1 protein-coding gene is annotated in these 679 nt (G+C 59.4%); it reads left to right on the plus strand.

The annotated features are described in order from the left end of the window. Window positions 1-679: Calx-beta domain-containing protein (locus PVA39_RS23200; RefSeq protein WP_274126067.1), on the plus strand; the 679-nt coding region annotated here is incomplete at both ends.

Raw genomic sequence — 679 nt, forward strand, 5'->3', positions numbered from 1 at the left:
AGCGAGCCCACTGAAACCTTCAGCCTTACCGTTGGCGGCAAAACCGGTACTGCGACCATCATCGACAACGATGCGGCGCCGACTGTCGGCAGCGTCAGTGCTGCTGTGGACAGCAGCGGTGGCCAGGTCGATGAAGGCGACAACGCCGTCTTCACCGTCAACCTGACTAACGCCAGCAGCACGCCGACCACTTTCAGCCTCGCGCTGAATGCGGGCACTGCGACTGCCGGTAGTGATTACAACGGCACATTGGCCAACCAGAGTTTCAGCAACGGTGTCACCTACAACGCGGCAAACGGCACAGTAACCGTTCCGGCTGGCGTCACCAGCTTCACCGTCACGGTACCGACCATCAATGACACCGTTTACGAGCCAACCGAAACCTTTACGCTCAATGTGGGCGGCAAGGTCGGCACGGCAACCATCATCGACAATGACCCGGTTCCGGCAGTCAGCACCGTCAGCTCGGCGGTGGACAGCAGCGGAGGCCAGGTCGATGAAGGCGACAACGCTGTTTTCACCGTCAACCTCACCAACGCCAGCAGTACCGCTACCACTTTCAGCCTCGCGCTGAATGCCAGTACTGCGATTGCCGGTAGTGATTACAACGGCACGCTGACCAGCCAAAGCTTCAGCAATGGTGTGACTTATAACGCCGCGAACGGCACCGTCACTGTTC

It is taken from the genome of Pseudomonas sp. CNPSo 3701 (assembly GCF_028674975.1).
Taxonomy (GTDB): domain Bacteria; phylum Pseudomonadota; class Gammaproteobacteria; order Pseudomonadales; family Pseudomonadaceae; genus Aquipseudomonas; species Aquipseudomonas straminea.